We start from the raw sequence: 7782 nt of genomic DNA on the forward strand, positions 1-7782 counted from the left end.
ATGCGCACCGGCAAAACATTACCATGCCAACCAAGTGTGAATACTGCCGCGCCGGGCATTGCCTGCGCGCGGGCTCGCCCGGGATGGAACGCATGCGGGCACGGGATGCGCACCGGCAAAACATTACCATGCCAACCAAGTGTGAATACTGCCGCGCCGGGCATTGCCTGCGCGCGGGCTCGGCTGGGGTGGGTATATCCGCAGCCGCACGCCAATGCTGGCCCATTTTTTGCTAGGAAAATAGCCAGCTAAATACCCAAAAGGCAAAATGCCGGAGGAGGTAATACAAAAGACATGGAACCCTATCTGTCCAACCATACAGAACAGTGCACACCGCGCCTGAAGTGGCTCAGCGAGGCCCAGCTGGAGCAAATCCACCTGGCCTCGCTGGAAGTGCTGGAGCGCACGGGCATTGTGGTGCAAAACCAGCAGGCGCTGGCCCTGCTCCAGGCGGCCGGCTGCCGGGTGCGCGAGGACCGGGTGTGGATACCGGGCTGGCTGGTGGAAGAATGCCTGCGCCTGGCCCCCAAACGGGTAATGGTGGCCAACCGCCTGGGCCAGCGGGTGATGCCCCTGGAGAAGAACCGGGTGTACTACGGCACCGGTTCCGACCTGCCCTTCACCATCGACCTGGAAACCGGGGAGCGGCGGGTTTCCAGCAAAAAGGACGTGGAGCAGGCGGCCCTGTTGATGGACTACCTGCCCAACTATGATTTCATCATGAGCTACGCCATTGCCACGGACACGCCGTCCCCGGTCAGCGACCTGCACCAGTTCGCGGCCATGACCATCAACAGCAGCAAGCCAATCATCTTCACGGCCCACAACCCGGAAAACACCGAGGCCATTATCCAGATGGCCGCGGCCTGTGTGGGCGGTGAGGACGAGCTGCGGCACAATCCTTACCTGATCCTGTATTCCGAACCCATCTCGCCCCTGGTGCACACCCATGACGGCGTGGGCAAGATGTTCAAATGCTTCGATTACAACGTGCCCGTGGTCTACACGCCCGGCGTGCTGGCCGGGGCTACCACGCCTGTGACCAAGGCTGGCTGCATCACCCTGATGAACGCCGAAGCGCTGGCCGGGGTGGTCATGGCCCAGCTGTACAAGAAGGGCTCGCCCATCATTATTGGCGGCGGGGCCACCCCCATGGACATGAAATATTCCACCACGCTGTACGGCGCTCCCGAGACCGGGATGAACTATGCGGCCATGACCGAGCTGGCCCAGTTCTACGGCCTGCCCAACTTCACCGAGGCCGGCTGCACCAACTCGCCCCTGCCCGATGTGCAGGCCGGGGTGGAGGCGGCCCATTCCATCATCTTCAACCAGCTCTGCGGGGCCAATCTGGTGCACGATGTGGGCTATCTGGAGGGGGGCAAGACCGGTTACCTGCCCTTCCTGGTGGTCTGCGACGACATCATCGACATGGTGCGCTACACCGGGGCGGGCACCCGCACTTCGCCCGAGCACCTGGCTGTGGACTGCATCCACGACGTGGGTCCGGGCGGCAACTACCTGGCCCACGACCACACCTTCAAGTATTTCCGCCAGGAGATTTGGTCGCCCCGCTATTTTGTCCGCTACCGCTGGGAGCAGTGGGAGGAGCAGGGCCGGGAGACCACTATGGATCGGGCCACGGCCAGAGTGCGGCAGGTGCTGGCCGAACACCGGCCGGCAGCCCTTTCCGAGGCCGCGCTTAAAGAGCTGGATGAGATTATCGCCCGCCGCCTGCGGGAAGCTCAGGGCTAGGAGGTGGAGAACTTGCGCTATGCCAGCCGACACGGCCACGGGCTGTCCCTGGCCACCCTTTCCCCGGGCCAGCTGGAGCAGATACACCAGGCCAGCTGCCGCATCCTGAGCGAAGTGGGGGTACTGGTGCACCACGACGAAGCGGCCGCTTTGCTGCACAAAGCCGGGGCCTACACCGACGGCAGCGGGCGCACTTATCTGCCCGTGTCCCTGGTGGAGTGGGCCATCCGCACTGCTCCCTCGCGCCTTACCCTGTTCAGCCGCCTGGGCCGGCCGGTGATGTGGCTGGAAGGCCACAACGCCTACTTCGGCACTGGTTCGGATACGCTCTATTTCTTCGATCCGGCCACCGGTGAGCGGCGGGCCTGGCAAAGCTCCGACGTGGCCGATGCCCTGCGGGTGGCCGACGCCCTGCCCGGCATAGACTTTGTCATGTCCATGGGTATGCTGGAAGAAGTGGACAAGCGGCTGCACAACCGGGTGCAGTACGCCCTGATGCTGCAAAACAGCACCAAGCCCCAGGTAGTGATTGCCGAGGACGACCAGTCCCTGGCCGACATCATTGATATGGCGGCGGCGGCCGTGGGCGGCCGGGAAAAGCTGGCCCACCAGCCCCTTTTCGCCCTGTACTGTGAGCCCACCTCGCCGTTGCAGCTGCCCTACGAATCGGTGGCCAAGCTGCTTCTGGCGGCAGAAAGCCGGGTGCCGGTCAACTTCGCCTGCGGTGCCCTGGCCGGGGCTACCACGCCCGTGACCGTGGCCGGTACCGTGGTGCAGGCCAACGCCGAGGCGCTGTGCGGCCTGGTGGTGCACCAGCTGAAGAACCCCGGTGCCCCTTTCCTGTACGGCTACGGCGATTCGCCCCTGGACATGCGCACCATGCAGGCCCTCTACGCCGTGCCTGAAGCGCTGATGCTGCAGGGCTGCCTGTGCGACCTGGCCCGCTTCTACCAGTTGCCTTCCTGGGGTTATGCCGGCTGCACCAGCGCCAAGGTGTGCGACGAGCAGGCCGTGGTGGAGGCCACCATGTTCACGCTGATGGGGGCGCTGCAGGGCTGCAACCTGATGCACGATGTCTTTTACATGGAGTCGGGGCGCACCGGCTCGCTGGAGCTGCTGGTGCTGATGGATGAGGTGATCTCCCGGGTGCGCTTTATGCTGCGCGGGGTGGATACCAGCCCGCAGCAGCTGGCGCTGGAGGCCATTGCCCGGGTGGGGCCGGGCGGCAACTTCCTGGCCGACGACCACACTGCCGAGCACTTCCGCCAGAGCTGGCAGCCCACAGTGTCCGACTTCCAGACCTACGAGGGCTGGATGGCGGCGGGCGGCCTGACCACGGGACAGCGTATTGCCGCCCGGCTGCGCCAGATCCTGGACACCCACCGGCCGGTGCCGCTGCCCGAGGCGGTGCAAAAGCAAATAGAGGCCATTTTGCAGCGGGCGCAAGAGCGGCTTTAGGCGTTTCATATATGGCGCGGCAGTATCCACGCTCGCTCCGTGGCTAAAGCGCCGACGGCACGACGGCGCGGCTGCGGGCCGCACCAGCGCGGCGCTCGTATGCGGCATGTTCCCAGCAGTGCCCTTTCAGTGGTGTTTATGCCCGGCGAAACCTGCTGTGCTTTGGCTCGCCTGTTGCTTCGCCACTCCGCGCCGCGGGTGCGGCGACCTCGCCGCGCCTGTACCGTTACCGGCGCTCCGCAAGTCGCTCGCTTTGGATAACTACCGCGTAAGATTTAACCAGATATAACCATAAAGATATAACCGTAGGAGGAATGAATGATGGGCAAATATTCTCAGCTGGCCGATCTGGTACTGAAAGGTGACCAGCCGCAGGTGGAGCAGGTGACCCGCCAGTTGCTGGAAGCAGGGGAAGATCCCTTACAGATCATCAATGAGGGGTTGATTGCCGGCATCACCGAGGTGGGCGTGCGCTTCAAGCAGGGCGAGCTCTTTGTGCCCGAAATGATGCGCTCAGCCAAAGCCATGAAGGCAGGCATTGAAATCCTCAAACCGGCCATTGCCGGCAGCGACATCCCCAGCGCGGGCAAAGTGGTCATGGGCACCGTCAAGGGCGACCTGCACGACATTGGCAAGAACCTGGTGATCATGATGCTGGAGAGCAGCGGGTTCAATGTGGTGGATTTGGGCATTGACGTGCCCGTGGACAAATTTGTGGCGGCAGTCAAAGAGCACCGGCCGCAGATTGTGGGCATGTCGGCCCTGCTCACCACGACCATGCCCGTGATGAAACAGGTGATTGAGGCCCTGGCCCGGGAAAACCTGCGGAACCAGGTCAAAGTGCTGGTGGGCGGTGCGCCGGTGTCGGCCGAATTCGCCCGGGATATTGGCGCCGACGGCTACTCGCCCGATGCGGCCAGCGCCGCCGAGCTGTGCAAACAAATGGTGGGCTAAAGGGGAGTTGCGTGGCAGTATATAAGGGTGACAGGGGGCGCCGCAAAGTGCGCCCCCTTGCTTTTGGGGATGCCGCTGGATTATGGAATATGTTGTTAAGCGTTTAACTGGTGGCAATTAGGCCGGGCTTTGGTTATGGCCTGGCAGAGCAGAGGACGCGTCAGGTCTCTTTGCTGTATTTTTTGGGCGTACATGGCGGCATCGGCTTCCTTCAAGGTATCGCTCAGCGGTTTGTCGGGGGTGGGGCTGGTGGCCCGGCCGATGGATACCAGTACCGGCAGGGCGGGGCTTTTGCTGTTGTAAGCTTCCAGGTGCCTGTGCAGGCGCTCCACAATCACCTGGGCCGCCTGCTCATCGGTGTCCGGCAGGAGGGCGGCAAACTCGTCCCCGCCAATGCGGGCTAAAATGTCCGAGCTGCGCAGGGCTGCTTTCAGCTGCCCGGCGCAGGCTTTAATCAGCTCATCGCCCTGGTCGTGGCCCAGGGTATCGTTGACCAGCTTTAAGCCGTCTAAGTCGGCCAGCAGCACGGTGATGGGATAGGCGCGGCTTTTCTCCAGGCGGGCCATTTCGGCCTGGAAAAAGGCCCGGTTGTACAGCCCGGTGAGTACATCGTGCATGCTCAAATAACGCAACTGTTCTTCATAAAGGCGGCGCTCGGTGATATCCAGCACGGCTTCCACAGCGCCGGTGACCTGGCCCTGTCGGTCGAAGACCGGGGAGGCGTTGATGCGCAGCCAGCGGCCGTCGGGCGTCTCCAGCTCGCCGGTATAGGGCTGGCCGCTGTCCATGGTCCGTTGCATCGGGCAGCCGGTGCAGGGCTCCTCCCGGTTAAAGCGCACGGCGTGGCATTTAGCTCCCATCAGTTCCAGCACATTCTTGCCCACGGCCTGGGCAGCGGCCCGGTTGGCCCAGATGATGTGCAGATCGCGGTCGATGAAGGTGACCATCTCGGTCAGGCTGTCCAGGATGAGGTTTTTTTCCGCCATCAGGCGGGAAAGTTCCTCCTCCAGGATTTTGCGCGGTGTGATGTCGGAAATAAAATGCAGGTGGGCGGGGCCTTTTTCCCAGTTGATTACCGTGGAATTGGCTTCCAGCCACTTTTCCCGGCCGTCCCCGGTGTGAGAGCGGAAGCTTTGGGTCACCGGTACGCCGCCTTTGTCGGTGAGGGCCAGGCAGTATCCCTGCATGGCCGCCTGATCCTCGGGGTGCACCAGGCTCAGGAAATCCCGGCCGGTAGCCTGCTCCGGGGGACAGCCCAGCAAATGAGCGCCGGCCTGGTTGAGATATTTGATATTTCCGTCCTGCACCACCACAATACCTTCGGCCATGTTGTCCAGGATGGCCCGGTGCTTTAGCTCCTGGCGTTCCTTGTCCTGCCGGTGCAGGGCCAGCTTTTCCAGCAGCTGGTGCATAGCTCGGGACAGCCGGGCCAGTTCGTCATGGCCCGACAGCAGCGGTATATCTGTGGGCAGATCGGTGCTGCCCCCCTGGTGCAGGGCATCAGTCAGGCGCTTTAAGCGGGACAGGCAGGTATGATTGAGCCAGAACATGGTCAGAGCAAAGGTGAGCAGGGCGGCGAGTAAATTGCCTGCGGCAAAATACTTTTCCGCTTGGTAGAAAACGCTGGCCACCCGGCGGGGTAGTTGTATGCGCAAAAGGTAGGCCGTGCGGCCCTGCCAGTCGGTAAGCGGCAGGTACAGGATGCTCTCCTGGCGGGAAACCACCCGGTAATAACAGGGAGTGCCGTCAGCCAGGGGACGGGCCCGCTCCAGGGAGGACAGGTTAACTTCACCCGGCCCGGCAAAGGAGAGCCTTACCCCTGTGCTGGTTTCCAGTTCTTTAATTTCCTCCGGGCGCAGCAGGCGCCCGATCAAAAGGGTGCCGGCTGGCGAGCCGGTGTGGTCCGGGCCGGTGATCGGCCGTACGGTCATCAGGGCGGGGCCGGCCAGGGTGCTGACCAGTCCGCTGCGGGCTGCCCGGGGCGGGCTGGTTAGCCCGGGCGGCAGGGGCAGGGTATTATTGCTAACCCGGTCATAGCTGCGGGACAGCAGCACCCGGCCCTGACTGTCCAGCACCACCAGGTAATTCAAGCGGGATTTTTCCAGCATGTGTGCCACAAAGGCCTCCCGCAGGGGTTCCCGGCCCTGGCGGCGGGTGAAGGCATAAAGTTCGTTTTTGGTAGCCCAGCCGCCCGCCGAGCTTTCCAGCAGCGCCAGTTCGCGCTGCAGCAGATCGGCCACCTGGCCGGCGGTGTGGTAGTAGAAATTTTTTTCCATGTCTGCCAGCACGCCGGCGGTAAACAGGCGGGAGAGCAGCCAGATCAGCAGGGTGGAAAAGGCGAATATGCCGCTTAAAGTCAGCAGCAGCTTGGTTTTCAAAGACATGGGGGAAACTCACTTTCTGCAAGGGTTGGTTTAATAAATTAACAGAGGTAGAATTGCCGAAAGTGTTATCGCTTACCAGTCGGGTGGGGACTTATTCGATCCGGCATTCCCGGCGGGGCACAAAGCCCAGTTTGTCCTTGACCTGCTGGATGCGGCTGGCCAGATCGCCCGTGATCACGGTGTAGGGCACGTTCATCATATCCAGGAAGCTTTTGATTTTCTGGTCCACCACCGCAGCCATTTCTTCGTTCTGGTAGATTACTCCGTCGCTGTGCAGGGGGAATTCCCGGGGGATGTAAAAAATCTCATATTCGGGCAGGTCCTTCATGGCCCATTCGTAGAGCTTCATCAGGGCGTAGACCTGCTGCCGGCTTTTGAAATCGCAGAGCATCAGGCCGTACACGTAGTTCAGGATGGTGGCGTTGTCGCAGAAGATAATATCGCAGTGGGACAGTTCGGCTTCGGACTGCTTCTGGCCCTCGTAAAGCAGAAACTGCTCGAAGATGGTGCGGGGCGGGCCGTAGCGGATGATGTAGCTGCGGGCGAAATCCATGCAGGAGGAGGAAAGGTAGCCGGCCATGCTGAAATCCACATCCAGCTGTTTGATCAGCGTGGTCTTGCCCGTACCCGGGCCGCCCAGAAAAGCGCATTTAATGGGTTTGCCGGTTTGGCACTGCAGGTTCATGTTCAGGCGGTCCTCCTTCAACAAACTGTTATCTGAAACGCAGTGTGGATCGTTTATCACCGGGAACCATATTGGCAGTATGTTCAACAAATTACGACATAATTATCGGCAAAAATGGCCGATGGGCCGGATAATTTGCCAGTGAATTAATATTCGCTGTTTCCGGCCGAAAACCTTTTCACATTTCCCCCGCCCGTGAATATATTTACTAAGGTAGGGCAAAGATGGTCGGGAGGGAAGGATGATGTGGGAAGAATTACTGGGCCGGGCTCTGGCCGGGCCGGAGGAGCGCAATCAGGCTCTTGTGCTGGCGCTGGCCAACCTTTTTGCCCTGACCGGGGTGCTCAGCAAACAGGCCGGGGACTTACCCGGGGCGCTTAGTGCGGCGGGGCCGGCCGGCCTGGAGCCCCTTTTGCTAACTTTGCTGGAGCAGCGGCGGACCGGAGGAGGAGAAACCGGCCCGCCGCTAGAGCCGGCCAGGCTGGTGCAGCTTTTAGCCGGGTATCTGCCGCCCCAGCAGGCGGCGCTCTTGGGGCTCTTGAGCAG

At 61.8% G+C, this 7782-nt stretch carries 6 protein-coding genes; 4 read left to right on the forward strand and 2 right to left on the reverse strand.

What is annotated here, in order from left to right:
- Window positions 1-294 precede the first annotated feature (294 nt).
- The 3 genes from ACUVTU_RS12775 to ACUVTU_RS12785 all read left to right on the forward strand — a co-directional run bounded on the left by ACUVTU_RS12775 (window position 295) and on the right by ACUVTU_RS12785 (window position 4167).
- Window positions 295-1755 (forward strand): trimethylamine methyltransferase family protein, encoded by a 1461-nt coding sequence (locus ACUVTU_RS12775; RefSeq protein WP_445890340.1) that lies wholly within the window; start codon window positions 295-297, stop codon window positions 1753-1755.
- Window positions 1756-1758: 3 nt separating this feature from the next.
- Window positions 1759-3213 (forward strand): trimethylamine methyltransferase family protein, encoded by a 1455-nt coding sequence (locus ACUVTU_RS12780; RefSeq protein WP_445890341.1) that lies wholly within the window; start codon window positions 1759-1761, stop codon window positions 3211-3213.
- A 321-nt stretch (window positions 3214-3534) separates the two neighbouring features.
- On the forward strand, window positions 3535-4167 hold the full coding sequence (locus tag ACUVTU_RS12785) for a cobalamin B12-binding domain-containing protein (protein WP_445890342.1): 633 nt from the start codon (window positions 3535-3537) through the stop codon (window positions 4165-4167).
- A gap of 95 nt (window positions 4168-4262) precedes the next feature.
- Here ACUVTU_RS12785 and ACUVTU_RS12790 read toward each other — a convergent pair whose 3' ends face one another.
- Together ACUVTU_RS12790 and ACUVTU_RS12795 are read right to left on the reverse strand one after the other, a co-directional pair.
- Complete coding sequence (locus tag ACUVTU_RS12790) at window positions 4263-6551, reverse strand: diguanylate cyclase (RefSeq protein WP_445890343.1); 2289 nt, start codon at window positions 6549-6551, stop codon at window positions 4263-4265.
- A 91-nt stretch (window positions 6552-6642) separates the two neighbouring features.
- Window positions 6643-7236, reverse strand: a complete 594-nt coding sequence (locus ACUVTU_RS12795) for an AAA family ATPase (RefSeq protein WP_445890344.1) — start codon at window positions 7234-7236, stop codon at window positions 6643-6645.
- 244 nt (window positions 7237-7480) lie between these two features.
- Here ACUVTU_RS12795 and ACUVTU_RS12800 point away from each other — a divergent pair.
- Window positions 7481-7782: hypothetical protein (locus ACUVTU_RS12800; protein ID WP_445890345.1), on the forward strand; the 302-nt coding region annotated here is incomplete at its 3' end.

The organism is Desulfurispora sp. (assembly GCF_052744395.1).